The 26,935-nt window shown below is 43.1% G+C and carries 11 protein-coding genes, 3 tRNA genes and 3 rRNA genes; 5 read left to right on the top strand and 12 right to left on the bottom strand.

Features of this window, described 5'->3' with window-relative positions; translation table 11 throughout:
* Positions 1-173: 173 nt before the first annotated feature.
* The 3 genes from HGR01_RS23035 to HGR01_RS23025 all read right to left on the bottom strand — a co-directional run bounded on the left by HGR01_RS23035 (position 174) and on the right by HGR01_RS23025 (position 7,675).
* The gene (locus HGR01_RS23035) at positions 174-4,874 is read right to left on the bottom strand and encodes an esterase-like activity of phytase family protein (RefSeq protein WP_155539530.1); all 4,701 of its coding nucleotides are present in this window, start codon (positions 4,872-4,874) and stop codon (positions 174-176) included.
* 807 nt (positions 4,875-5,681) lie between these two features.
* Positions 5,682-6,455, bottom strand: a complete 774-nt coding sequence (locus tag HGR01_RS23030; protein ID WP_045873181.1) for a hypothetical protein — start codon at positions 6,453-6,455, stop codon at positions 5,682-5,684.
* 158 nt (positions 6,456-6,613) lie between these two features.
* Positions 6,614-7,675: a YheT family hydrolase gene (locus HGR01_RS23025; RefSeq protein ID WP_045873180.1), complete on the bottom strand. Its 1,062-nt coding sequence runs from the start codon at positions 7,673-7,675 to the stop codon at positions 6,614-6,616.
* Positions 7,676-7,830: 155 nt separating this feature from the next.
* On the opposite strand from HGR01_RS23025, the gene HGR01_RS23020 reads away from it, so the two are divergent.
* The gene (locus HGR01_RS23020; protein ID WP_045873179.1) at positions 7,831-8,574 is read left to right on the top strand and encodes a response regulator transcription factor; all 744 of its coding nucleotides are present in this window, start codon (positions 7,831-7,833) and stop codon (positions 8,572-8,574) included.
* Positions 8,575-8,929: 355 nt separating this feature from the next.
* Here HGR01_RS23020 and HGR01_RS23015 read toward each other — a convergent pair.
* The 6 genes from HGR01_RS23015 to HGR01_RS22990 all read right to left on the bottom strand — a co-directional run bounded on the left by HGR01_RS23015 (position 8,930) and on the right by HGR01_RS22990 (position 14,700).
* Positions 8,930-9,014, bottom strand: a tRNA-Ser gene (locus HGR01_RS23015).
* 471 nt (positions 9,015-9,485) lie between these two features.
* Positions 9,486-9,603: ribosomal RNA gene (gene rrf / locus HGR01_RS23010) — 5S ribosomal RNA — on the bottom strand.
* 93 nt (positions 9,604-9,696) lie between these two features.
* A 23S ribosomal RNA gene (locus tag HGR01_RS23005) occupies positions 9,697-12,522 on the bottom strand.
* A gap of 334 nt (positions 12,523-12,856) precedes the next feature.
* Positions 12,857-12,929: transfer RNA gene (locus HGR01_RS23000), tRNA-Ala, on the bottom strand.
* Between the two features lie 87 nt (positions 12,930-13,016).
* Positions 13,017-13,090, bottom strand: a tRNA-Ile gene (locus tag HGR01_RS22995).
* Between the two features lie 121 nt (positions 13,091-13,211).
* Positions 13,212-14,700, bottom strand: a 16S ribosomal RNA gene (locus HGR01_RS22990).
* Together the 16S, 23S and 5S rRNA genes with 3 tRNA genes alongside form the textbook arrangement of a ribosomal RNA operon.
* A 307-nt stretch (positions 14,701-15,007) precedes the next feature.
* On the opposite strand from HGR01_RS22990, the gene nadC reads away from it, so the two are divergent.
* The 3 genes from nadC to HGR01_RS22975 all read left to right on the top strand — a co-directional run bounded on the left by nadC (position 15,008) and on the right by HGR01_RS22975 (position 20,347).
* Positions 15,008-15,874, top strand: a complete 867-nt coding sequence (nadC, locus tag HGR01_RS22985) for a carboxylating nicotinate-nucleotide diphosphorylase (protein ID WP_045873143.1) — start codon at positions 15,008-15,010, stop codon at positions 15,872-15,874.
* Between the two features lie 681 nt (positions 15,875-16,555).
* The gene (locus HGR01_RS22980) at positions 16,556-18,274 is read left to right on the top strand and encodes a diflavin flavoprotein (protein WP_045873142.1); all 1,719 of its coding nucleotides are present in this window, start codon (positions 16,556-16,558) and stop codon (positions 18,272-18,274) included.
* Positions 18,275-18,634: 360 nt separating this feature from the next.
* Positions 18,635-20,347, top strand: coding sequence for a diflavin flavoprotein (locus HGR01_RS22975; RefSeq protein ID WP_045873254.1), 1,713 nt, complete (start codon positions 18,635-18,637; stop codon positions 20,345-20,347).
* Here HGR01_RS22975 and HGR01_RS22970 read toward each other — a convergent pair.
* A complete protein-coding gene (locus HGR01_RS22970; protein WP_155539526.1) occupies positions 20,316-20,516 on the bottom strand; it encodes a hypothetical protein in 201 nt (66 codons plus the stop codon). The two genes, HGR01_RS22975 and HGR01_RS22970, sit on opposite strands and share 32 nt — an antisense overlap.
* A 113-nt stretch (positions 20,517-20,629) precedes the next feature.
* Between HGR01_RS22970 and HGR01_RS22965 the strand changes: the two genes are divergently transcribed.
* Positions 20,630-23,095, top strand: a complete 2,466-nt coding sequence (locus tag HGR01_RS22965) for a dynamin-like GTPase family protein (protein ID WP_045873140.1) — start codon at positions 20,630-20,632, stop codon at positions 23,093-23,095.
* Between the two features lie 334 nt (positions 23,096-23,429).
* On the opposite strand, the gene tnpC is transcribed toward HGR01_RS22965, so the two are convergent.
* Positions 23,430-24,902 (bottom strand): IS66 family transposase, encoded by a 1,473-nt coding sequence (gene tnpC, locus HGR01_RS22960; protein ID WP_045868690.1) that lies wholly within the window; start codon positions 24,900-24,902, stop codon positions 23,430-23,432.
* 130 nt (positions 24,903-25,032) lie between these two features.
* Positions 25,033-26,799 carry a hypothetical protein gene (locus tag HGR01_RS22955; protein WP_045873139.1) on the bottom strand — a complete coding sequence of 589 codons (1,767 nt, stop codon included), beginning with the start codon at positions 26,797-26,799 and terminating at the stop codon, positions 25,033-25,035.
* Positions 26,800-26,935 lie beyond the last annotated feature (136 nt).

Below are 26,935 nucleotides of genomic sequence, written 5' to 3'. Positions count from 1 at the left end.
TTTAAGAAAGGTTATCAACAAGTTAACGTTAACAATTTCTTGAAGTTTCTTGAAGATAAAGACGAGATTAATAAAATAGAAAATGGCGAGGAAGTAGTATTCCCTCGCCTGAAAAAAAAATTACAGATTAGATGACTGCTAACTAATTTTCTCTCCTAATTTGCATTTGCAAATTAAACCACACTAGCAGAGAAAACGAAGTTATTGGCTGTGAGACTGTTTGCTGTAGTTCCTAGTAAAGAAACTAACTCAGAACTTCCTACTTTCACCAAAGTATCGCTACCTTGTTGTAACAGCGTTAGGTCACTGAACTTACTGGCTTGTGTAATACCACCCAATCCAATCACATCAATTCCTGCGGTAAAGTCAGTAGCAATGTTCTTGCTAGTAGGTAGACTACCATTAGCAATCCAGAATTGGTCAGCACCAGCGCCACCAGTCAAGCGGTTACCACCGCCAGCACCAGCAAATAACACATCATCGCCATCGCCACCAACTATGGTGTCATTGCTATTAGAGAAAAGTTTGTCATCGCCGGAACCACCATAGAGGCGGTTATTTTTACCGTTACTGGTGATGGTGTCGTTACCAGAACCACCAAACAGCAATTGACTAGAACCTTCCACCACTTTGAGGGTATCAGCACCAGCAGCACCAAACAGGTTATTAGTACCCTTGGCTTCTACTACTGTAATTTCATCGTTACCAGCACCACTATTAGCGTTGATGTTGCTAGCAGGGCCAGTGACACCGACAAAAACTTGATCATCACCATCTCCAGTAGAGATAGAAGCGTCGCTACCAGTAAAGACAATGTCATCACCATTGCCAGTAAAGATTTTATTATCTTTGTTGGCAGTGACAATATCCGCGCCATCACCTGTGAATAAGGTTTGATTCGGTTGGGTGGTAATCTCATCGCTGTTGCTAGAACCAAACTTGATTTCTTCAGCTTTTGGCTGACCTACACCAGGAGCCAAATTCAGCGGCTTATCCAACTTCAGCAGTAGAATTTCGTTATTGTCAATGATGGGATTTTTGGGATCGTTCCCAGGACGACCTGTAGAGAAGGGATAGTTGTTGTCGTTAGCTACCAAAATGGTATTTTTGTCAATCACTAAGACATCTTCAATAGTTTGGAATGGGAAGTCAAAGGTTTTTTTACCATCTCCATTCAGGTCGTTAGGGTCTTGGATATTTAACAGGTCTGCAACTTCTACTTTTTCGACATAGCCTTGAGCATCAGTTTTAGACAAGTCTACTTTATAGATCCGCTTGAATTTAGCTGCTGCTCCCTGGTTATTATCCCGCTCAATGACCAGGTATTCATTGTCATTAATAACTGTGAAATCCCCGATCGCATTTGCTGGATTATTTAGTTTGTAGTAGAGTTCTTTACCTGTGTACTTGCGGCTAGCAATGTCAAATTCGTTAATCCGCAATGCACCAGTGGGATCGCCCTGAACTGTTCCCTCTAACAGCATATAGAGCTTGGTTTGGCTGGCGTTGATTGTACCACCTTCAAAGCCTTTAGAGCCGCCTAAGTTGGCAAAAGCTTTTCCTGAGAGAACATCGGGGTTTTGGGGAGAGCGTACTAAATTATTCTGAGGATCGCTCAATAGATCCCTAACTTTATCCCCTGTAATTGGGAAGTCTGTAAAGAAAGCATCAACACCTAGTTGAATGAACTGTTGAAACTCTAGTTCAGGATTACCTTTGTAATCTGCTGCTAGATACTGACTTTCATTGCGGAAGGTGTAAGGGTGAACTTGTAACCCCGCTTGATGAGCGTCTTGTATTAAGGTTGTAGGTGGTAAAGTTGTTTTGTCAGCATCATTAACTACCCCATCCTTATTGACATCATCTGCTTTGCTATCACCATTAGCATCAGTACCTTTGACGCTAACAATCATGCGTTTCCAGGGGCCAATACCATCAGCATATTTAGCTATTTCCGCCAAGCCTTCGGGGGTTCGCAAATCGCCGTATGTGCGTTTGTCGCCACTAACTTTGAGGTCATAAGGCTGACTTTCAATCAACTTACCGTTGATGTCGATGTCACTTGCATCTAGAAGTTGAATCAGTGGGATATCTACCCCAGCCTTAGGCATGATGTCATCATGCAGTTCTTTGAGGTTGCCAACTTCAAAAGACTGGATGAAAATGCGGTTAGGATCGGTGAAGTTATTTGCCTTCAAAGTATCGATGAGTATCTGACCCAAATTCCGGTTAATTTTGGTGTCAGTGCCTACATAGGTAGCTTCTTTAGCAGTGTAAGTTGGATGTTTGGTTTCTGGATAGATGCCAATCTTTTTACCAGTCTTAGCTTCCACATCCTTAACTAAGTCAATGATTTCCTTTAAGGTAGGAATTTCCAATTGACCGTTGTAGGATTGATCGCGGAAAGATAGACGCTCAATTGCTTTTAATTCTTTGATTTCCGCTAAAGTGAAATCTTCAGCAAACCAACCTGTAATTTGGGTACCATCTAGGGTGACTGTTTTCTTGCGATCGCTAAATTTGGCAATCTCAGCTACATTGGTGGTGGTATTGCCAGTATTTAAAGTGCCATCAGCATTCAAAATTGCTAAAGCAGGTTCATGACGAGCAATTAACACACCATCTTTAGTCACTACTAAGTCAGGCTCAATAAAGTCAGCGCCTTGCTCAATAGCTAGTTTATATGACTCCAGGGTATGCTCTGGACGAAAGCCGCTTGCACCTCTATGGCCTAAAACTTTTGGTGCTTTCCCATCTAGAGTCTTGAATTCGTCGGGTGTCGCAATGGGAGCTTCTAATAACTTACCAGTGCTGTCAAAATGTAGCAGGTAGGGGCCAAACTCTTCTCCAATCCAGAAACTACCATCTTGATCAACAATCAATGACTCAACATCAAAGTCTGCACCAGTTAGCAGTCTTTCTGTAGTTCCTTCATTAGTAATTTTGAAAGGAACCTTTTTATCTGGGTCAGAAAGTTGGATGAAGTCTAAAAACTTGACGCTACCATCGCCATTTTCCGCTCCCTTAAAATTCGGGTCTAGACGTTGGATACGCAGCAAGAAGTCTGCACTGTTATCTTTAGCGCCGTAACCATTGTCTGAAAGGAAGTAGAAAGAGTTATTGTTAGCGAATTGTACGCCACTCAAACCTTGTACTGGTTGTCCTGGGAAAGGCCCGGTTCTCCCATTGGCAGAAATTCCCTTACCAGAAGCCGGGCCTTCCGCGAAGGTATCAGCAGGGAGAGAAGCAAACCCCACTAACTCAACTTTAGGAACAGCATTAGGAGCAATCAGGAAAGCTAGTTGACCGCCTTCTACCAGGTTATCTTCACGCTCAATCTTGCCATTTTTATTGGTATCGACACCAGGAACATTAATAATTGCACCATCCCGAAGGCTGTGCGCTTGCACATCAAAAAGTAGTAGTTCGCCGGGATCGTAGTCAAACAGTGTAGAAACATCAAGGATACCAGAGGATTCCCAGTTACCCAAATCTGTGGGACTAGAGTCGGTTTGACCGGAGGGTACAGCAGAACGATCAATTTGCGCGACACGGGTTGCGGTTGCGGCTGGGTTAGTAGCTGCGGGGTCAATGCGCCAGATTGAGGCTTCTTGTTTTGAAGTTGCACCAAATAAGTCTGCACCAATGGCGCGGTCTTCTTGGATATAGATTTTGCCATTATCAGCCCAGTCTAGGTTGTCGGGGCTACGCAAACCGAAATCTTTGTTACCTGGATCATTCCCGTCATAGAGGATATCGATTTTAGCTGTGATTTGGTTGCTACCGAAATCAACATCAACTTTGTAGGTTGTACCCCAGGTATCAACATCATTAAATAAACCTGTACGACCAGTAGAAGCCAATACTGCTTGAGTCCCATCAGCCGGGTTAGTGGCGACATCTTCCGGACGAGAGAATAAGAAAGCTTTGACTTCCTTAGCCAGCGCATCTTGTTGAGCTTGGGTAGCAAAACCTTGAGCATCATAACCCAGTTCATTTTGGATACTGGTATCTGCATCTGCACCATCTTTAGCGGTATCTGCTAAGTCAGGGCGGTAGTAGTCAATCTCCACAAACTTACCAGCGCGACTTTTTCCACTACCTTGAAAGTCTCTTGCATCTGCTTCAATCGGGTCAGAAACATCTGCTGGATCGTCAGCTACCCAAACGTATAGTTTTCCTTGAGCTAGTCCATTGCGATCTAGAAAGCTACCGTCACCCTTAGCATTCTTATCGCCAACATACAGAATTAAGGGAGCCGGGCCGCGATCGTCACCGACTAATAAAGCTACTTTATCAGTGCGGCCTGTGTTCAGCTCAGTGACATTTTCCCAAGCCGCCCGACCCATCCAAGGTACAGCCCAGAGTGAATTAGTAGCAGTATCTAGGGCAAACTGGGTACCACCATCGGTTTCTTCGCCAGTAAAATAAATGCGATCGCTAAATCCCAAACCAGCGCCAAACTGATTAGCTTCTACCAATTGTGCGGAACAAAAGCGGTTCAGACCTGCAAATTCTAAGTCAGCAGCCTTCTCTACAACCTTCCCTGCGCGGTTGTAAATTGTGTCAAAAGCTAGACCAGAATCAACTATTTGCAGAGTGCGCTTATCAATATCAAAATAGCTAATGCGCGCACCCGGTAAAGAAGCACCACTTTTGAGGGTGTAAGCATAGCCCACATTGTTAGCTACTTCGTGGTTAACCAGTACTCGAACCGTGGTGTCATTCAGTTTATAAGCACCTGCACCATCGAGAATTCCTGGTGGAGTATAACCATCTATGGTTTCACCAACAGTAAAAATTGGGTTAACGGTATAACCGCCCAAACCCTTCACTTGAGCAGGTTGAGTTGTATCGAATGGTGTATTAGCCATGAATTTCCTCAATTTATGATTGCAAGATTTACTGATTCAATAAGTAATATCTAGAAAAGGTTGATGCACCCTTTCTCCTATCCGGAAAATCGTTTAATTAAGCACAAAAAACTGACTAGCATTATTCATATTCAAGCTACTAACTTGAATATGTTTCAGAGCCAAAGCTAATAGTTTTTAAGTTCAAATATGTCATTTATTGAACGTAGCAATTAACTCTAGAAACTTATCTACTAAAGTCACCATAATTGAGATATCACTAAACTAATTCCCTGTAAAACTTTGTCTTGATATAGGCAATGCATCTAAATCGTGATGATTGCCTTATCGCTAATCATATTGTCTGTGCAAGATTAAGAAAAATATAAGTTAGATAAAACAAATAGTTAAAATATACCCAACTTAACTAGTCTGAACAATATATTCACTGACTGGTTAAGAAAACAATAAGGATAATAAAATAATAGATTAAATTTAATACTACATCTGTAATGATACCAATTTGCAAAAATGCGACAGATTGTAGGGGCAAGGCATTGCCTTGCCCTCTAGAATATATTGATGTATTGCCAACATTATTTGAATTGGTATAAACTTTTCTACGCAAGGATTTAGTTACAGAATAATTTGCTTCAGCACCTAAATATTACAGTTCAGTATCTCAACCTGTTTAATTAAAATTCGGCATTGCTGAATTTATAGATAATTATTGTGTTGTGCATCTTACCTGGCTTATAAATACAAATTGCTAGCAAGATGCTCATCCTACAAAACTATTAAAATTATGCCCCATTTATACACCTGTCTTTAATTACGGCTAATCTTAAATATAGTAATCAAAACAAGGGCAATTATCAAAGCTAAAGCCACATTTCTAAGTAGAGGATTATTCCAGTGCTTGATAGCGATCGCCAAGATTGCCCATACCGTGACTCCAGTATAAGCAATGTCTTGGCGTTGCATAACAATAACTACAGCAATTACAGTTGCTATGAACAACAAAATCGCAGTCCAAATTTCCCCAGAAATACCCCAACCATTCCAACTTTGAAAATATAAAGCACAGGCAACATTAACAATAGTTGCTACACTAATCCAACTGAGATAAATGCTAATAGGTCGGTAGATAAACCACTTTTTTTGTCTAGGTGCAAGTTGGTTACCAATATCTAATCGCAGATATATGACAATTAGAGGTAGCAAAATCAACAACATTGCTACAACAGAAAAGACAAACAGCCTAGATAGAAATAGGTATACCCAAATACTTTGAGCAATAGAGGCAATAACTAAGAAATATCCTGTATTGCGTAAATCAGAATCATATTTCTGGCTGGGTAAAAATTGGTAAATACCAAAAGCAAATAAACCAAGATAAATCAATCCCCAAATCGCAAATGCATAGTTGGCAGGGATAATCAAGACATTTTTGAACAAAGTATTGGAAATTTGCCCAATACTCAGCCCATTCATCGGAAAAATATTTGATAATACGTTCACTACAAAAGCGCCAATAATTGCAACTAGGGTGACAATCTGGCGGAGAAAATCGCGGTTATTGTCTTGAGTTGACTGCTGCATGAGATGGTGGTATAACTTGATACAGAGTATTTCAGGCAAATGAGGTACGCGCTTCGGGACATGCCCTTACAATTATCTGTACCTCACCAACTTGCAATCTGCTATATATTTTTTGTTTTAAGTTCACTAACTTCAAAATTTTGGTTTTAAAATAATCTCTATTCTTTCCTCTGCTGCTCAATCCACTGCAAAACCCTATTCCAAGCCCACCAAGGGTCTGAATCTTGGGCTTGAAGCTGACCTTTGGCACTATTCAGGTAGCCAATATGTCCACCGTAGCGGGTGAGCATCAAATCTATCATTGAATTGTTAGTACAAGCAGCTTCTAAATCAGGAATAATTTCTGGGTCAAAAAATGGGTCATCAGCCGCATAGATAATCAATGTGGGTTTTGAGAGATGTGGTAGAAACTGCAAAGGACTACTAGCTTGGTAATAAGCTTCCACAGAAGAAAAACCTAATTTTTCAATTACCAGTTCCCGATCAAAATTCCAGATGCTCTTTGCCCGTTTAATCGCTGCTGGATCGAGGCTACCAGGATGAGCATCATGGATCTGCCATGCCAGTTGTTCTAATTTTCGGGCTATATTAGCCTCTAAATACCTACCAAAGGGATATTGAAGTAAATAAGCTAGCGATCGTGTAGAATCCAAATTTGGGCAAATAACCGCAGCACCGCCAATATGACTGGCTGTGATTCCTAAATCTTGATCCCTACTACTTAACTCCATAGCAGCTTTTAAACCCCACAGCGCCAATTGTCCCCCTAAGGAAAACCCCACAAACCAAAAGTTCTTTGGACATCCCATTGCCGCAGCCGCCGCGGCTAGACGGACGAAATCTTCCCCCTCATACAACCCATCGGACATCAAAGTTGGTGACAAATCAGCTGTTTTGCCATGAGCGCGCCAATCAAATAACACCACAGCATATCCTTCGGCGTAAGCTTTACGTCCGAGAATTCTTAAAAACCATTGCGTACCTAACTCTCCTGTAATACCATAAGTGCCAATAATCGTACTATGAGCATTTTTTGGTATCGCTACCCAACAAAAAATTGGTACATCTTGCCCACCAGTCAAAACTGTTTTATGATATTGCGGCTCGGGATTTTTAATTGTACTTTCCCAATAACGAATTCCCCACAAAGCGGTGTATACAGTCATTGCTATACCATTTTGTAGGAACCAAGGCGGATTGTAGGGAGCGTAACACATCATATAGAGTCTTTCGTGTACATTGAGGGAGATTTCTTCAGCTTGTTTATTTTAAGATTTATGTTATATTTCAAATCTTTTTTATAATCAATACAGAAATCTTTGTATCTACCAAAGGTTCTTATTTATCCTTAATAAGTAGTAATAATTTTTTAAGAATGCCGAGGATTCTTGTCATAGACGATGACCCAGCAATTTCAGAACTCGTTGCCGTCAACTTGGAAATGGCTGGCTACGATGTTAGTCAAGCGGAAGATGGAATAAAAGGTCAAGCGCTAGCTCTCCAGCTACAACCAGACTTGATCATGCTCGATTTGATGTTGCCCAGGGTAGATGGATTTACTGTTTGCCAACGGCTGCGTCGGGACGAGCGCACCGCTGAAATTCCTGTGTTAATGTTGACGGCTTTAAGCCAAACACAAGATAAGGTAGAAGGCTTCAATGCTGGAGCTGATGACTACCTTACCAAGCCCTTTGAAGTTGAAGAAATGCTGGCACGAGTGCGAGCGCTTTTGCGGCGCACCGATCGTATTCCTCAAGCAGCAAAGCATAGCGAAATTCTGAATTATGGCCCGCTTACCCTCGTTCCCGAAAGATTTGAGGCCATATGGTTTCATGAGACAGTTAAACTGACTCACTTGGAATTTGAGTTACTTCATTGCTTGCTCCAGCGCCACGGACAGACAGTTTCTCCTAGCGAAATCCTGCGGGAAGTTTGGGGTTACGATCCAGACGATGACATTGAGACAATTCGAGTTCATATTCGCCACTTAAGAACCAAACTCGAACCAGATCCCCGTCATCCCCGCTATATCAAGACAGTATACGGAGCAGGATATTGTCTTGAATTACCTAGCGTACCTTCATCTGCTGAAGGAGCTTCAACATCAGTGGTTGAATAACCTACCCACACCTACCCACCCGGTCAGGTGTGGGTTTTTTATTACCCCTCTTTCAAAAAGCACTTTTGCAAGAGGTCTAATATTTCTCAGATCAACAGTTACTTGCCGACATTCAAGGGCATTGGAGAATCGAAAATCGACTCCATTGGGTAAGAGATGTCACATTCAAAGAAGACTTTCCACCATGCCGTGGTGGCAATACCCCTGTGAATTGGTCTATTTTACACAACTTTTTCCGGAGCGATCGCGCGCACACTCGGTTTCCGAACTATTCCTCAAACACAACGCGCGCTCTCCCATCAACTCGATAGAGTTTTTTCTTTCTTTGTATGAAACCACCCTGGCGGTAGTAAAACGGAGAGGGGGGGATTCGAACCCCCGTTGAGTTGCCCCAAAACGCATTTCGAGTGCGTCGCATTCAACCACTCTGCCACCTCTCCAGCTATTGATCCACAGATTGAAGTATCTTTTGTTTATCTAAAACCTGTGAATTTGAAGAAATGTTATAACATATCCTATGCGATTGTAGCATGATTATCGCTAGGCGATCGCCTCAAGCAAGGTGCAAATAGCAACACAGACATCAAACGAGACATCACACAAAATATAATCTCACATGAGCATGACTAAAAAAAAACAGTACACATCGACCCTGTAAAGTAGCATTTTTTCCCTCAGCATTATTCTTGTGAACTCAACCACTCCAACAAAACCGATCGCCCTTTACGCCCCTTTGGGGATTATTCTCTGCCGAAGGTAACAAAAGAGGGATGACGCCCTGAGGGCTTTTTTACTGCCTGACCGACTTTTCAAACATCCTCTTAAAGTCCTAAAGAACATGGCTATGGCTATAAAACAAAAAGCCCCTCCTTATGTTATTGGAGAGGCAATTTGTGTTGTTTCATGAATAGACCTGGCATCGAGCTATTGTGGCGTAGGGCAACCCCTAGACTATCGTGGCCGCAGCAGCGTTTCACCTCTGAGTTCGGGATGGAGTCAGTGTGGTTCCACAGCGCAATAGACACCAGGAAAACTTGTGGTTGGTTGACGGTTAACGGTTAACAGTTAACTGTCAACAAAACCCTGAAGACTGCAAGTAACGCGAAATAACCAATGATTGATGAGGTCAAGCCCTCGGTCTATTAGTACTCCTCTGCTTCATGCATTACTGCACTTCCACATAGAGCCTATCAACGGGTGTTCTGCCCGTGACCTTACCTACATTTGTAGTGAGAGCACTCATCTTGAGGTGGGCTTCCCACTTAGATGCTTTCAGCGGTTATCCGCTCCGCACTTGGCTACCCAGCGTCTACTGTGGGTACAATAACTGGTACACCAGCGGTGCGTTCCTCCCGGTCCTCTCGTACTAAGGAGGACTCCTCTCAATGCTCTTACGCCTGCACCGGATATGGACCGAACTGTCTCACGACGTTCTGAACCCAGCTCACGTACCGCTTTAATGGGCGAACAGCCCAACCCTTGGGACGTACTTCCGCCCCAGGTTGCGATGAGCCGACATCGAGGTGCCAAACCTCCCCGTCGATGTGGACTCTTGGGGGAGATCAGCCTGTTATCCCTAGAGTAACTTTTATCCGTTGAGCGACGGCCATTCCACGCTGCGCCGTCGGATCACTAAGGCCTACTTTCGTACCTGCTCGAGTGGTCACTCTTGCAGTCAAGCTCCCTTTATGCCTTTACACTCGCCGCACGGTTTCCAAGCGTGCTGAGGGAACCTTTGCGCGCCTCCGTTACTTTTTAGGAGGCGACCGCCCCAGTCAAACTGCCCACCTGAAACTGTTCCTACACCCGGTAAGGGTGCGAGGTTAGAATTCTAGCTTCGCCAGAGTGGTATCTCACCGTTGGCTCCATATTCCCCACAAGGAATATCTCTTTGCCTCCCACCTATCCTGCGCAAGCGAAGCCCGAACACAATTCCAGGCTACAGTAAAGCTTCATAGGGTCTTTCTGTCCAGGTGCAGGCAGTCCGTATCTTCACAGACATTCCTATTTCGCCGAGTCTCTCTCTGAGACACCATCCAGATCGTTACGCCTTTCGTGCGGGTCGGAACTTACCCGACAAGGAATTTCGCTACCTTAGGACCGTTATAGTTACGGCCGCCGTTCACCGGGGCTTCGGTCGCCAGCTTCACTTTCGCTGACCAGCTTCCTTAACCTTCCGGCACTGGGCAGGCGTCAGCCCCCATACCTCCTCTTTCGAGTTTGCGGAGACCTGTGTTTTTGGTAAACAGTCGCCTGGATCTCTTCACTGCGACCCACTCTCGTGGGCACCCCTTCTTCCGAAGTTACGGGGCCATTTTGCCGAGTTCCTTAGAGAGAGTTATCTCGCGCCCCTTGGTATTCTCAACCTCCCTACCTGTGTCGGTTTCGGGTACGGGTAAGATATGTTCATCACATTCCTAGCTTTTCTTGGCACAATCGAATCACTACTCGGAGTTCGTAAACTCCTCCCAAACCAATCAGGGTGTAGCTATCTTTCATGCGTCCCTAGCAATGCTCCCATACCTTAGTCAGGGATTAGTCACCCTGTGTCCATCGACTACGCCTTTCGACCTCGCCTTAGGTCCCGACTAACCCAGAGCGGACGAACCTGGCTCTGGAACCCTTAGGGTTTCGGGGTATGTGATTCTCACACATATTTGCGCTACTCAAGCCGACATTCTCACTTCCGTTTCGTCCACAGCTGCTTGCCGCTACTGCTTCTCCCTACCACGGAACGCTCCCCTACCGATTTATTTTTCAACAAATCCCACAGCTTCGGTACATCGCTTAGCCCCGTTCATTTTCGGCGCAAGAGCGCTTGACTAGTGAGCTATTACGCACTCTTTCAAGGGTGGCTGCTTCTAGGCAAACCTCCTAGTTGTCTATGCACTCTCACCTCCTTTCTCACTTAGCGATGATTTGGGGACCTTAGCTGGTGGTCTGGGCTGTTTCCCTCTTGACAATGAAGCTTATCCCCCACTGTCTCACTGGCAATGTGTGCTTTGGGTATTCTGAGTTTGTCTCGATTTGGTACCGGTCTCCCAGCCCGCACCGAAACAGTGCTTTACCCCCCAAATATAATCATTACCGCTGCGCCTAAACACATTTCGGGGAGAACCAGCTAGCTCCTGGTTCGATTGGCATTTCACCCCTAACCACACCTCATCCGCCGATTTTTCAACATCGGTCGGTTCGGACCTCCACTTGGTGTTACCCAAGCTTCATCCTGGACATGGTTAGATCACCAGGGTTCGGGTCTATAAACACTGATTATCGCCCTTTTCAGACTCGGTTTCCCTTTGGCTCCAGCATTCTCGCTTTAACCTACCAGTGCCTATAAGTCGCCGGCTCATTCTTCAACAGGCACGCGGTCATCCGTTGAATCGGACTCCCACTGCTTGTAAGCTGATGGTTTCATGTTCTATTTCACTCCCCTCCCGGGGTTCTTTTCACCTTTCCCTCGCGGTACTGGTTCACTATCGGTCACACAGTAGTATTTAGCCTTACGAGGTGGTCCTCGCTGATTCACATGGGATTCCTCGTGCCCCATGCTACTCGGGATTCAGCTACTATCCTTCAGCTTTTGACTACAGGACTTTCACCTTCTTTGGTGCAGTATTTAGCTGCTTCGTCTAACCTCTAGATTCGATATCGCTGTCCCACTACCCCAGTCAGTAAACCAACTGGTTTAGGCTTTTCCCCTTTCGCTCACCACTACTGAGGGAATCTCTTAATTGATTTCTCTTCCTCCAGCTACTAAGATGTTTCAATTCGCTGGGTTGGCTCTTTCCTGCCTATATATTCAGCAGGTAGTACATAGGGTTGCCCCATTCGGATACCTCCGGCTCATAGTCTGCTTCCAACTCCCCGGAGCATTTCGTCGGTAACCACGTCCTTCTTCGCCTCTGTGTGCCTAGGTATCCACCATCAGCCCTTATTAGCTTGACCACAATACATTTGGTTTCACATCTGCAAACTCTTTCTCTTTCCTGACTACTTTCATGGGAGCCTTTGTGTTTTACACTTAGCACTCAGCACTCAGCACTCATTACTTGAAATTTCGTCTGCCTGCTATTTTTCGCGTTACTATGCAGTTTTCAAGGTTCTGGCTGGACTATTTCCAGCAGTTTGACTCTTTTTGACGTCAATTGCTGAATTTACCCACAATCTCTTATCTTACCACATTCTCTGCTATGAACACAAAAACTACTCACTCTATCACTTTTGGCTAATTTTTACCTGTGATATATTCACTTTTGCTGCTGTCACAACAGATATCATGTGGAGGTTAGCGGACTCGAACCGCTGACATCCTGCTTGCAAAGCAGGCGCTCTACCAACTGAGCTAAACCCCCATCCACAAGGTAAAAGTTTAAAGGAAAAATTCAAAAGAATTTACACTTTCTTTTTACTTTTTACTTTGCTCTTTTTACTTGTTCAGGTGGGCCATCCTGGACTCGAACCAGGGACCTCACCCTTATCAGGGGTGCGCTCTAACCACCTGAGCTAATAGCCCATAATTGAGAACCTCTCTATAGTTTGAAAGCCTTCACTATACCTGCGACCGACCTAGAGTAGACCATCTTTGTCTCTATTGACTGTTTGCAATTGATTTCAAAGTTGGGTAGGTCTCCCTAAAAGGAGGTGATCCAGCCACACCTTCCGGTACGGCTACCTTGTTACGACTTCACCCCAGTCACCAGCACTGCCTTCGGCATCCTCCCCCACGAATGGTTGGAGTAATGACTTCGGGCGTTGCCAGCTTCCATGGTGTGACGGGCGGTGTGTACAAGGCCCGGGAACGAATTCACTGCAGTATGCTGACCTGCAATTACTAGCGATTCCTCCTTCACGCAGGCGAGTTGCAGCCTGCGATCTGAACTGAGCCACGGTTTATGAGATTTGCTTGCTATCGCTAGCTCGCTGCCCTTTGTCCGTAGCATTGTAGTACGTGTGTAGCCCAAGACGTAAGGGGCATGCTGACTTGACGTCATCCCCACCTTCCTCCGGTTTGTCACCGGCAGTCTCTCTAGAGTGCCCAACTTAATGCTGGCAACTAAAAACGAGGGTTGCGCTCGTTGCGGGACTTAACCCAACATCTCACGACACGAGCTGACGACAGCCATGCACCACCTGTGTTCGCGCTCCCGAAGGCACTCCTCCCTTTCAAGAGGATTCGCGACATGTCAAGTCTTGGTAAGGTTCTTCGCGTTGCATCGAATTAAACCACATACTCCACCGCTTGTGCGGGCCCCCGTCAATTCCTTTGAGTTTCACACTTGCGTGCGTACTCCCCAGGCGGGATACTTAACGCGTTAGCTCCGGCACGGCTCGGGTCGATACAAGCCACGCCTAGTATCCATCGTTTACGGCTAGGACTACTGGGGTATCTAATCCCATTCGCTCCCCTAGCTTTCGTCCCTCAGTGTCAGTTGCGGCCTAGCAGAGCGCTTTCGCCACCGGTGTTCTTCCTGATCTCTACGCATTTCACCGCTACACCAGGAATTCCCTCTGCCCCGAACGCACTCTAGCTATGTAGTTTCCACTGCTCTTATGAGGTTGAGCCTCACTCTTTAACAGCAGACTTACATTGCCACCTGCGGACGCTTTACGCCCAATCATTCCGGATAACGCTTGCATCCTCCGTATTACCGCGGCTGCTGGCACGGAGTTAGCCGATGCTTATTCCTCAAGTACCGTCATTTTTTTCTTCCTTGAGAAAAGAGGTTTACAACCCAAGAGCCTTCCTCCCTCACGCGGTATTGCTCCGTCAGGCTTTCGCCCATTGCGGAAAATTCCCCACTGCTGCCTCCCGTAGGAGTCTGGGCCGTGTCTCAGTCCCAGTGTGGCTGATCATCCTCTCAGACCAGCTACTGATCGTCGCCTAGGTGCGCTCTTACCACACCTACTAGCTAATCAGACGCGAGCTCATCTCTAGGCAATAAATCTTTCACCTTCCGGCACATCCGGTATTAGCCACCGTTTCCAGTGGTTGTCCCCGACCTAGAGCTAGATTCTCACGCGTTACTCACCCGTCCGCCACTATCTCCGAAGAGACCGTTCGACTTGCATGTGTTAAGCATACCGCCAGCGTTCATCCTGAGCCAGGATCAAACTCTCCATTTTGTAGATAAAGTTCGTTTAGCTCTTAATCGACTGATTTATACCTCAGTCCGGTAATTCTCTTTACTGACGCAGGGTATATGTTATATACTGGCTTTCAAACTATATGATTTTCAAGGTTCGGTGTCCCTACCAGCGCCGCTTTTCGCGCTCCGCTCTCAGGCACTTATCTAATATATCGAGCCTACTTCCGTTTGTCAACTTTTTTTCGGGAAAAGTTTCATTTTTTTTGTTCGCCCTTCTATCCCTTGTACAGTCAGCCTTTTCGCCTATACTGTTCCTGGATGTTGCGTAGGAATCCATAAACTCTGTGAGCAATTTCGCTATCTTGCCCCCTTGGCTCGTCCTTGACTCTTTGTTGCATAGCTGGTTGTTGGAAGATATTGGTCGAGGCGATCGCACAACCAACAGCCTACTATTTAAAGATGTCAAGCTAGGAACAGCTAAGTGGGTAGCAAAAGCTCCTGGAATTATTGCTGGGTTACCTGTAGCAGCTAGGGTATTTCAGCTTTTGAACGAGAAAGTGAGCTTTGCGTCAATTACAGATGAAGGTGCATGGTGCGAGCCTGGACAATTAGTGGCGGAAATTCATGGGCCTTTAGATGCGTTGCTGATGGGGGAAAGAGTTGCTCTTAACTTGGCTATGCGTTTGAGTGGAATTTCAACCCTCACTAATAAATATGTAGAGCAAATTGCGGATTTACCTGCTCAGTTAGTGGATACGCGCAAAACTATACCAGGGCTGAGGTTGTTGGAAAAATACGCAACGGCTGTGGGAGGAGCGATTAATCATCGCATGGGACTAGATGATGCGGTGATGATTAAGGATAATCACATTGCGGCGGCTGGGGGAATTGGCGAAGCAATTACGCGCATCCGTTCGCAGATACCTTATCCTCTGACAATAGAGGTAGAAACGGAAACTTTAGAGCAGGTGAAGGAAGCGCTAGAGTTTAAGGCTGACATTATTATGTTGGATAATATGTCTTTAGAGATGATGTCTATTGCAGTGCAGTTGATTCGCCAAGAATATAGTCACATTAAAATTGAAGCTTCAGGTAATGTTACTTTGGAAACGATTCGTGCTGTAGCACAGACTGGTGTGGATTATATTTCTAGTAGCGCACCGATTACACAGTCTAAGTGGTTGGATTTAAGTATGAAAATCCCACTTTAGTAATGAGGCTGATTATCTTATTTGAAATTAATGTTCTGTCGCATTGAGAATGAGAAAAGCTCAAAACTGTAGGTAGATAATTTACCTGCATTAAATTTTTAGTGGTATATCCCATGAATTTTGAATGTTAAGAAATAACGAACCGCATTCGACGTAGCCGTTCCCGCAGGGTAGACATGAAGTACGCGAAGAGAGAAAAGAAGAGAAATGGAAGAGTTAATTTACTCATCAAGACTTTTACGACAGACCACTAGTAGTAAGTACATTATCTGAAAACAGCAATGATTCCCAAGCAATTGTAAAAGATTTCTCTGTTATTGTTTCTATTTAAGTATTTGAAAGTTCTGATTTACTCAATGCATAGTCAGTAATGTAAAAATCGAGACATTTGTTAGATGTTTTATGCTTTTTGTTACGAAATTATTGTCAATATCAAATTGATATGTATGATAATTGGAGATGTTAATTTAAGCCAATAAATATCAATATTTAATACTTGATACTTGGAAAGTATTGGAGTTTTCAGCATATTTTTTGAGTTAAAAAATATGCTGAAAAAGAGCAACAATTGCTACAAGTCGATTTTTGTAAAAACTAATCTTCATTACAACGCAAAGGTACACTTATAGGGAGAATGGGTGCAGACAGAAATATTGTTGTTTTGCGCTCGGAGACGAATTAATGGTAGCGATCGCAGAGAACGTTCAGCATCGGCTAACTATACAAACTGTAGAAATTGCCCCTAACACCACGGCGATTCGCTCTCTTGATTGGGATCGCGATCGCTTCGATATCGAATTCGGACTGCAAAATGGAACTACTTACAATTCCTATTTAATTAGGGGTGAGCAAACAGTTTTGGTTGATACTTCTCACCAGAAGTTTCGCGAACTGTATTTAGAAACGCTGAAAAGTCTGGTCAACCCCAAGACTATTGATTACATTATTGTCAGCCACACTGAGCCAGATCATAGCGGCTTGGTGGAGGATGTTCTGCAGTTAGCTCCGAGAGCCACTGTTTTAGCTTCTAAAATTGCGCTGCAATTTTTAGAAGGTTTGGTACATGAGCCATTTTCTAAGCGGATTGTCAAAAGTGGCGATCGCATCGATATTGGCAAAGGACATGAAATCGAATTTGTGAGTGCGCCAAATCTGCATTGGCCAGATACCATCTTTAGCTATGACCGCAAAACTGAAGTGATCTACACTTGCGATGCTTTTGGGATGCACTTCTGTGATGAGCGTACTTTTGATGAAGATTTAGAAGCCATCGAGGCTGACTTTAGATTTTATTATGATTGCTTGATGGGGCCTAATGCCCGCTCTTTGCTAACAGCAATGAAGCGGATGAATGATTTAGGAAAAATTAAAATTATTGCCAACGGTCACGGGCCCTTACTGCATCACCATTTGGATATTCTGACCGAATGTTACCAAAGTTGGAGCCAAAGACAAGCAAAAGCAGAAACAACAGTTGGCTTGTTTTATGTCTCCGAATACGGCTTTGGAGAAAAGCTGATTCAGGCTATTGGGGAGGGTATCCAAAAAACTGGTGTGGGGATCGAAATGATTGATCTCAGCACAGCTGAACCCCAAGAAATCCAAGAATTAGCAGGTAGAGCAGCTGGTATTGTAATTGGTATGCCACCAAGTACCAATGCTGCAGCTATAGCTGGTATAAGTTCGCTGTTGGCTGTAGTTAATAACAAGCAACTAGTAGGATTATTTGAGTGTTACGGTGGGGATGATGAACCCATCGATACACTACGCCGTAAATTTATTGACTCAGGTATTAAGGAAGCCTTCCCAGCGATTCGGATTAAAGAGGCTCCCAACGCTTCTACATATAAGCTTTGTGCAGAAGCTGGTACAGATTTGGGACAAGTGCTGATGCGCGATCGCAATCTCAAGCAACTCAAGTCCCTCGACGTGAATATGGAAAAAGCGTTGGGTCGGATTAGCAGTGGCTTGTATATTGTCACCACCAAAAAAGGTAATGTTAATGGTGCAATGCTGGCATCTTGGGTGAGCCAAGCAAGCTTACAACCCTTAGGATTGACCATTGCAATAGCCAAAGACCGCGCCATAGATACATTGATGCAAGTAGGCGATCGCTTTGTGCTGAATGTCCTGGAAGAAGGAAATTATCAAGAACTTAAAAAGCACTTCCTCAAGCGCTTAACCCCTGGTGCTGACCGATTTGCTGGTGTGAAAACTCAAACCGCGAAAAATGGTTCTCCGATTCTCACAGATGCGCTGGCGTACATGGAATGTGAAGTACAAAGCAGCATTGAATGTAGCGACCACTGGATTTTATATTGCACTGTCCAAGAAGGTCGTGTATCCAAACCAGAGGGACTGACAGCCGTTCGTCATCGCAAAGTAGGTAACTACTACTAAACACAAAAGTTCTGAGTGCTGAGTAACGAGTGCTGAGTAATGAGGATGTAAATAGCGCTCAGAACTACTCATATCAATTCAAAATTCAAAATTCAAAATTCAAAATTAATAAACCCTGGTACATCCTGGATTTATAAGTTTGGATTGGTCATGAATTTTGAGGAATTGGTATCAAGCAAGCTATCTTTTTTCATCTTTATATTTTGCTCTGGAATATCGCTCAAGACTAAGCACTTAGTACTCAGGACTCAGAACGATATGAGATTTTCCAATAGCTTCACCCGCGTTTTTGAATTAGCTAAAAACTGGGTTAATTCTACCCGGTTTTTCCATTTTTTTGATAAAAATCACCCGAAATCTATGAGCAATTCCAAACCCCGTGACGTACAAGTTTTGCCCATTGCGACAAATACTAAAGTTCTGAGAGCGCGTAGTTGGTCACGTTTGCGGTTTGAAATCGAATATGCACTTGAAAGGGGAACTACCTCCAATTGCTATTTAATTGAAGGCGATCAAACAGCAATTACTGATCCACCTGCAGAAAGTTTTACGGAAATTTATCTGGATGCTTTACAGCAGACCCTGAATTTAAAAAAATTAGATTATGTAATTTTGGGTCACTTTAATCCTAACCGGGTAGTAACATATAAAGCCCTCTTAGAATTAGCGCCTCAAATTACATTTGTCTGTTCGCTTCCTTGTGCTGCTAATTTGCGGAATGCTTTTCCTGATGACAGCTTAAATATCTTAGTAATGCGGGGGAAAGAGACTCTGGATTTAGGTAAGGGTCATGTTTTAAAATTCTTCCCGATTCCTAGTCCTCGCTGGCCGGAAGCGCTTTGTACCTACGACCAACAAACGCAAATTCTCTACACAGATAAGTTATTTGGTTCTCATATCTGTGGCGATGAAGTATTTGATGATAATTGGGAAAGCTTTAAGGAAGACCAGCGCTACTACTACAACTGTTTGATGGCTCCCCATGCATTACACGTAGAAGCTGCTTTAGAGAAAATCTCTGATTTGCAGGTGAGAATGTATGGTGTTGGTCATGGGCCTTTGGTACGTACTAGCTTAATTGAACTGACTAAATCTTATGGCGAATGGAGCCACGCACAACGAACCAGGGAAATATCTGTGGCGTTGTTGTTTGCTTCTGCTTATGGAAATACCGCAACTTTAGCACAGGCGATCGCACTGGGACTGACTAAAGGCGGAGTCGCGGTCAAATCCATCAACTGCGAATTTGCTGACCCTGATGAAATCCGCACCACCTTGCAAGAGTGCGATGCATTCATTATTGGTTCTCCTACTATCGGTGGTCATGCACCTACCCCCATTCATACTGCTTTAGGTATTGTTCTCAGCGTTGGTGATAACAATAAACTGGCGGGAGTTTTCGGTTCCTATGGCTGGAGTGGTGAAGCCTTTGATTTAATTGAAGGTAAACTCCGGGATGCTGGTTATAAATTTGGTTTTGAAACTCTCAAAGTCAAGTTTAAACCAGATGATGTGACGCTCAAGTACTGTGAAGAAGTCGGCACAGACTTTGCTCAAGCAATTAAGAAAGCGAAAAAAGTGCGCGTACCACAACAAGCTGCTACTCCTTTAGAACAAGCCGTGGGTCGAATTGTTGGTTCTGTTTGCGTCATCGCCGCCAAGCAAGGAGATGTTTCCACAGGAATGCTAGGTGCTTGGGTATCTCAAGCCACATTTAACCCACCGGGAATTACAGTAGCGATCGCGAAAGAACGCGCGATTGAATCTTTGATGTATCCAGGTGGTAAATTTACCTTAAATGTTTTGGAAGAAGGCAATCATATAGACTACATGAAGCATTTCCGCAAATCTTTTGCTCCTGGGGAAGATAGATTTGCTAGCTTTAGTACGGCGGTTGCTGACAATGGTTGTATTGTGTTAACAGATGCGATCGCCTATTTGGAATGCTCAGTTAGCCAACGTCTAGAATGTGGTGATCATTGGGTAGTTTATGCAACTGTTGATAACGGTAAATTACTCAAACCTGATGCGGTGACTGCTATCAACCATCGTAAAACAGGTACTCACTACTAGGGACTTCCAAGTAAACAAATATTCGTTGACTGTTGACTGTTGATGGTTCACAGTCAACGACTTGAAGGGAATAATTGATTTTTTGGAGTTTCCCTAGAGCATCAATTAATAAATCATAATCAGCTAATCCTACCTTCTTTCTGGGGGTGGGATTTTTATCGTTGATCATTGATTTTTCTTGCATGACATCAAAGCTTGATCATACTTTCTCAGTAATACTACTGTTTTAGATTTTATACATTTTTTAGTAAAATATACTTAAATTTTATCAGGCTTATAAATATGTCAGACTTGTCTTATCAAGCTATAGATTTAAAAGAACAAGTTGAATATATATTAAATCTTTTACAACAAGAACCGACATTACGCGCTTATGATATTACACCTGTCAAAACTTCTCTAGCGAAAGTTATTTCTCCAAGATTTGAAATTGTGTTTGCGGGTGCATTTAGTGCGGGTAAATCGATGCTCATTAATGCACTTTTAGAAAGAGAATTATTATACAGTGCTGAAGGACACGCTACAGGTACAGAGTGCAAAATTGAATATGCAAATGCAGATGAAGAACGGGTTATTTTAACATTTTTAAGTGAAGCCGAAATCCGCGAACAAGCCGTTGCATTATGTCAACAATTAGGATTTAAGACAGTCGCAAATATTAATGAGACCGATGTGATTAATTTGCTTAATCAAGGTTGTCAAGCTATTTTACAGCAAGAGGGAGGTGAAAGTAAATCTGCACGTGCCAAACAAGCTAAAGCATTAATTTTATTACTGGAAGGTTATGTAGCAAATCGCCAACATATCCATACAGTGAATAATGCTACATATTCAATGGCACAATTTAATTTTGCCAATATTAAAGAAGCTGCTAGTTATGCAAGACGTGGTAGCAATAGTTCGGTGTTGAAAAGGATTGAATATTATTGCCATCATCCTTTATTACAAGATGGTAACGTCATTATTGATACTCCTGGAATTGATGCGCCAGTAGCTAAGGATGCACTGCTAACTTATCAAAGAATTCAACATCCCGAAACTTCGGCTGTGATGTGCGTATTGAAACCCGCCTCTGCTGGCGATATGACAAAAGAAGAAACGGAACTTTTAGAAACTATGCGGGGAAACGGTGGAATCCGCGATCGCGTTTTCTATATTTTTAACCGCATTGATGAAACCTGGTACAATGCCCAGTTAAGGCAACGATTAGAAGATTTAATTACCGGACAGTTCCGCGATACGAATAGGGTTTACAAAACTAGTGGCTTACTAGGATTTTATGGCAGCCAAATTAAACAAACAACGGAGCAAGATAGATTTGGCTTAGATTCTATCTTTGCTACAAGTGCAAGAGGTTTCGACGGAGGAGAAGAAACACCACAATTTGTCAATGAATTTAACCGTTATTGTGCTAATTCTGGAAAATTATCAGCTACTCAGTTCCGCATTTCTGTGAATAGTTTTGAAACGCCAAATGAAAACTATATCAGAATTATTAAAGAACAGGGTATGCCATTAATTAGCCAGTTAATTAAAGATAGTGGCATAGAAGAATTTAGAACTGCGATTACTCGCTATCTCACAGAAGAAAAGCGCCCTCAACTTTTTCAAAATTTGGCTGAGGATTTGCAAGATATTTGTATAAACTTGAAAAAACATTATCAAGCATTATATCAGGACTTAGATAGTCAGCCGCGAGAAATTGAGACAATGAAGGTGCAGGAATTGCAACGTCTCAACCAACAATTACAGCAAGTTAGTAAAGACTGGGTTCAGCATATTAATGAAGAGGTTAACCTAGTCATTAATAATAATTGTGATAGCTTTGAAGCTGATTTTCGGCAATTGCAATCTCGGATGATTCGCCGTTTGGATGAATTGCTAGATACTTTTTCTGTGGCTGATGCTTATCGGCGTGCAACCCTCAGCCATCCCAGGAATGCGACTGCACCTTTACTAGCAATTTTAGTAGAAGCATTTTATTATTTAGCGAATCAGTTAGAAGATATTTTGATTTTATCTTCACAGCAATTAGTCGCTAATTTGTTTCAGCAGTTAATCGAGAAAATTCGCAAATCAGATTATTATCGCCAATTATATCGTTTATTAGGTAATGATGGCGGTATTGAAATAGAAATCAAAATTGTCGAAAAACTAGTTTCCCAAGCCTTAATTAGTGCAGCTAGTGTAGAGTGCGATCGCTTTGTGAGAGAAAGCCCCCGATTTTACGACGAAGGCACTTTTTCGATATATCAATTCCGGCAAACATTGCAGCAAACTTCTCAAAGTTACGACTGTGAAAGCATCGTAGAAGCAGAACCAGCAATTCGACAATTACTAAAGTTAGATTTTGAGCCAAAAGTTTCTAATACTATTCGCAAATCTTTCCGTCAAACTATTAACCAAATAGTTAAAAATCAGTTGTTGGAAATGGCAGAAAAGCAAGCTGATGAAATATTACAGCAGTACCCTCATGCTAGAGCTTATTTAGAAAATACACTAGAAAAAGAAGCCCAAGAAAAAATTCTGAATAATCAAAGGGTTATGAGTCTAGTTCTCCAGAAAATTGCTGCCTATAATTTATCAGTCTCTGGCATCAATAGCCATTTACAATCAATGCATTTACAAGACAAAATCTTACCATTAATTAATAATTATGACTCTGAATCAGAAGTAGTTGATACTAGACTAGTTAAAAACGGTTTTTTAGTCTCTGATGGATTAGCAAATGCTGTGATGGAAAGTTAAGAATTGTATCTTCATTATCGAAGAAGAAAAGGAAACCGGAAAAAAGGGAAAGGGTGAATTTAAACCTTTTCCTTTTTTTAGCGGTTGCTAATTAGATTCATTACAAACTTATCTGCGTTTATCTGTGTTCATCCTCTTTCATCTGCGGTTAATTTTTTATTCTTATTTTCACTAAGATATAGGAATCAGATTTAATTTCTGAAAAAATTTCAGGAAGCCGTAATGTACGAAAAGATTTGACGCGGATGCGTTAGCGATAGCGTAACGCATCCTACTACTACTGCAATTATTTTTTTATTCTTATTATCACCAATATAAAAGTAAGGATTCAGGTCTAAAATTGAGGAACTAGAGAAGGGCGAGACTGAGAATTAATAGAGTCAGCAATTAGTGCTTGTACAAAAAAATCAATAACAGACAGACTTTGACGACGACAGGTTTGAACCACCGTCAACAAATTGGCAGTATGTTGAAACCGCTCCATCGAACGGGAACCACCACTAACTTTACGTTTTGTCACAGCCAAACGCAGCGATCGCTCGGCTTGATTGTTATCAGGAGGAACTTCAGGGTTGTCAAGGAAATACCACCATTGGGAGGCTTTATCGCGCAAGGAACGTAAAAGGTTTCCTGCTGTAGCTCCGGCTAAGTTAATCCAGTCATCAAGTGTTTGTTGCAATTTAGATTTGAATTGATTGACCCAATCGTTATAACTGGCGCAGTCAAGAGTCTCAAACCATTGGGCATAATTTCCAAAAGCTTCATCAATTAAATCCACAAATGCTTCACCAATAGCTTGGTTGTGAAGACCTGGAAGTTGAATTAGTTTTTTGAAGTGACGGCGTAGATGAGCCAAACATTTCTGCTGCTCAGGCACCGCATAGCCATTGTAAACACTAAAATCATCGCTGCTGATTACCCCTGTATATTTAGCCCCTAAAATGGCTTCTAGTTCTGCTCTGGAACGAGTGTCAGCAGCAGTAAACAGGCAAAACTCAGAATTGGCAACTACCCACAACCATTCTTTAACTCCCTTGACAGACCAAGGTGTTTCATCCACATGAATGTTAGGTTGTGTCTGTTTTACCCAATTACTTAACTCAGTAATGCTTGGTTGAATCGCTGTTTGAATTCGTTCATTTGTGGTGACTAAAGTTCCCAGCCCAATTTCAATTTGACCTAACTCCCACAACATTTCTTGCTGTTTTTCATAGGGCATATGTGCATAATTATTTGCCCATCCTAAAAATGCCTGTAAAGAAATCCCTAAATCCTGTCCTGGGATGATATCTTGTGACCAGGAGGCTGTTTGTATATTGCCACAGTACTCACACTGGCACGTATGGCGTTGATACTCAACTATTTCAATGGGACGCTCCACTAGTTGCGCTACAGACTGTTTTTCTACTTTTACTGCCACAGCCGCAAACGCTTTTTGACCACAACAGACACAATCACTTGGACGTAAGATTTCACAACGATCTACTCTACCAAAACCCTTACGGGTCTTACCTTGATGCCCTGGTTGCCCACCTGGCTTTCTTTTGGGATGATTTGATTCTTCTTGCGGTGCTGCTTTTTTGTTTTCACTCTTTTTGAGGATGTCCCCTGATGGCGGCTTAGATGAGGTTTTGCTGTCTAAATCTCTGCTGACTTTTAAACGTTCTATTTCTTGCTGTAGTTCTAATACTGTTTTCTGTAATTCACCTATTACCTTGCTCTGCTCAATGATTATCTCTACCAGTTCTTGTTTCGATAACTGGTTCAAGCTTTCCCGGTCTAAATCTTGAGGCAGGTTTTGGTTCATATCTGTGATACTCCTCCTCAAGCGATCCCTTTGTCAATACTCTGCCACCTGAATCCTTACGTAGGAACCACATACTTTTCAAGCGGTCAAGTATGTCCTTATATCTCACCGTTCGCGTAATAGAATTTGACTAAGAGGAATTATCTACAAGATTGCTATAAATATCCGAAGGAAGACCAAGCAAACTCATAATTTCCTGTTGTAGAGGGTTTAAAGGAGGAACATAACCAAAACGCTGACCACGGGCTTCAATAATCGTCAAAGTGATATTAGAAAAAGCACGTAACAACCGTTCAGCAGTAGGTTGAGCAGTCCTTTTTTTTGGATGTTCGGGATACAGTCCAGCAAGAGAGTTGACCTCAATAGCAGTTAATTGCCGTCGGACAACAAACTCGATAATTGTCAGCAAACGTAGGGCTAGACTCAGTAAATTAATCAGCCCGGTAACTTGGTCGTCACGTTGCACAAACATGGGAGCAATCGAAAGTGACGCACCCTTGAGACGATGAAAACCACGTTCAGCAATCCATTCGTCTCGATAAGTCAGTACAGCTTGTTCAACTCCTAACAGACTCTTGGGAGCATTGGTGACAAAAGCTCTCCAGCCAAAAGTTTTGTGAGTTTGGGCAATAGCATCTTCATTGCGGATAACAGTCTGAATTTGATACCTAATTTTTCGAGTAATTTGCTTGGGGCGAGATGTGGGACGACCTCGACCAATATAGGTTTCTTCAACAGTTTCTTGGCACTCATAATCGAAACTCAGTAAGCCTTCGACTCGATAAAGGTGCAGAATTTCTGTAGCTTTTTGCAATAAAACCTGTAGGTCGTTGATTTGTCGTTTACCACGACCTTTTTGTGGAGTTAACGCCATCAACTTCTGCTGTGCGTTGTGAAGTCGCTTCTCTAATCCCTGAACCTGTTGTTTTGCAAGTGTTGGTGAGTGAACAATCAACACCCTTTCTTGCCAGCATAGTAATGGCAATTGTTCATCAACCACCTCGACAGGACGACACACCTCATAGCCAGTGGCGATAGTTGTTTCAAGGACATCCAAGTCTGGGCTGGTTTCACTGTTGTGATGAACACTGGTTCGCTTGATATCAATCAGGGGAAATTTACCTGCAACAGCATCATCTACCCAGCCGGCAAGAAGTTCTGGAGTTTTACCAACTAGGGATAATGGACATAGGTAGTAATCTCCCTGAATATGTATGTTGCAGCGTGTTGATAGTGAACTCATTTTACAGTCGCCAACAAACAACAACCCTTTTTTGTTCAGTGTGGCAGCAATTTGTTGGTAGGCGGGAATGTACAACCCATCATCTGCTTGTTCTCCAGATACTACCTGAGTGACAAGAGGCATCCCTAATGGGTCTATCATCCCCATCATGAGTTTTACCTGTGGCAAGTTTGGATCATCTTTGCTGTGTCCAAATTGGAATAAACCTGACTCACTGACGAGATGGTGTCCACTAATTGTTGTTGCGTCTAAACGCACTTGCTCCACCGCTAAGTCATAGGCTCGGATAGTGTTTTGCGTGAGACACCGTTCTATTTGTTCCCAAGTTTCGGGCTTGCTTAAACGCTTCAACAGTATTCCTAAACGGTCATCTGTAAAGTCGGTTTCTCGAATGTTGAATCCGCATACTTGCTCTATGGTGTAGTGTCGTTGTTCCACCCATTCCCGAACACGTACTTTTCGGTGGTCGCCCTGTGAGATGATATATGATAACCAAATGCAAGCTACCCATCCCCAATCCAGCCCTTCCTGTTTCCAATGACGTGGCAAATTTTGGTTGAGGATTTCTGGCAGTCCCATTTTTTTCATCACCTCTAGCAGCAGAACCACATCGTCGATTCGTTCTGAGATTATTTGTTGGGGTAAATGTGCCATTTCTCACACTTACCATTAAACCGTTACACCCTACACAACTTTCTTTCTGGCATAAGGGATGCCAAAAACGATCGCCTGCTTAGAGACTCTCCCTTATTTCATCTATTTCACCAAACTCATCCTCGATTGCGCGAAC

Origin of the sequence: Tolypothrix sp. PCC 7712, from assembly GCF_025860405.1 — a bacterium.
In the GTDB taxonomy this organism is placed as follows: Bacteria; Cyanobacteriota; Cyanobacteriia; order Cyanobacteriales; family Nostocaceae; genus Aulosira; species Aulosira diplosiphon.
The sequence above is the reverse complement of the archived record's forward strand: the minus strand, read 5'-3'. Positions and strand labels throughout refer to the sequence as shown.

Bases quoted from the DNA above. Each gene is read 5' to 3' on its own strand.
- HGR01_RS23035 (WP_155539530.1), bottom strand. From the start codon at position 4,874: ATGGCTAATACACCATTCGATACAACTCAACCTGCTCAAGTGAAGGGT.
- HGR01_RS23030 (WP_045873181.1), bottom strand. From the start codon at position 6,455: ATGCAGCAGTCAACTCAAGACAATAACCGCGATTTTCTCCGCCAGATT.
- HGR01_RS23025 (WP_045873180.1), bottom strand. From the start codon at position 7,675: ATGATGTGTTACGCTCCCTACAATCCGCCTTGGTTCCTACAAAATGGT.
- HGR01_RS23020 (WP_045873179.1), top strand. From the start codon at position 7,831: ATGCCGAGGATTCTTGTCATAGACGATGACCCAGCAATTTCAGAACTC.
- HGR01_RS22980 (WP_045873142.1), top strand. From the start codon at position 16,556: ATGGTAGCGATCGCAGAGAACGTTCAGCATCGGCTAACTATACAAACT.
- HGR01_RS22975 (WP_045873254.1), top strand. From the start codon at position 18,635: ATGAGCAATTCCAAACCCCGTGACGTACAAGTTTTGCCCATTGCGACA.
- HGR01_RS22970 (WP_155539526.1), bottom strand. From the start codon at position 20,516: ATGATCAACGATAAAAATCCCACCCCCAGAAAGAAGGTAGGATTAGCT.
- HGR01_RS22965 (WP_045873140.1), top strand. From the start codon at position 20,630: ATGTCAGACTTGTCTTATCAAGCTATAGATTTAAAAGAACAAGTTGAA.
- tnpC (WP_045868690.1), bottom strand. From the start codon at position 24,902: ATGAACCAAAACCTGCCTCAAGATTTAGACCGGGAAAGCTTGAACCAG.
- HGR01_RS22955 (WP_045873139.1), bottom strand. From the start codon at position 26,799: ATGGCACATTTACCCCAACAAATAATCTCAGAACGAATCGACGATGTG.